General features: G+C 39.4%; 1 protein-coding gene and 1 pseudogene. Both read left to right on the plus strand.

The features are described 5' to 3' along the window. A pseudogene (locus ACFIL8_RS12195) lies at nucleotides 1-329 on the plus strand (filamentous hemagglutinin); the annotation flags it as partial. An 11-nt stretch (nucleotides 330-340) separates the two neighbouring features. Beyond that, a partial coding sequence (locus ACFIL8_RS12200) for a hypothetical protein (RefSeq protein WP_375681589.1) occupies nucleotides 341-630 on the plus strand: 290 nt, incomplete at its 3' end.

Below are 630 nucleotides of genomic sequence, written 5' to 3' on the forward strand. Positions count from 1 at the left end.
AACAAGAAGGTGTTCACGGTATAGCCGACAACACGAATATCAATTTCTATGGACCAGCCTTTAATGTTTTAGTTGCAGCCGGTCTGTTAGATTATGTGAGTGATGGCAAACAAACCACTATTGGCTTTGATGGGAATAGATATGACTTTGTCAGCAGAATTATTGGCGGCAATGGCTATACCTACGGGACACTCCCTGCTGGTAGTAACGTTTGGACAGAATGGTGGAGAGTGATCATGAATCCCATAAGCTCCCATACTTGCCTTGGAGATGCGAGTGATATATGCAAAAAGCGTTATGGCCCTTCTCATCGTGAACAAAAACCTTGAAGGAGAAAAAAATGAACATGTTGTTTAAATTACTGAGTATAATAGTTTTATTAAGTATAGTGGGATGTCAGTTTAATAAAACTCCTTCATCATCTTTGGCAATGTGGGAGAAGCCAGGAGCAGATTTTACTGAGATAGGAAAAGCATTGTTAGAATGTGGTATGCCAACCCCTTATGATAAGGATCCAGAAAATAGAAAGTTAAGTTTAAATAAAAAGGCGTTCATTGATTCTTGTATGGTTCAATCAGGATTCCGCTATAAAGATACAGAGGCAGGAACGTGGTGTGAGAATTTTCAAGG

The sequence above is a fragment of the Bartonella sp. AP57NXGY genome (assembly GCF_042195805.1).
GTDB lineage: Bacteria > Pseudomonadota > Alphaproteobacteria > Rhizobiales > Rhizobiaceae > Bartonella.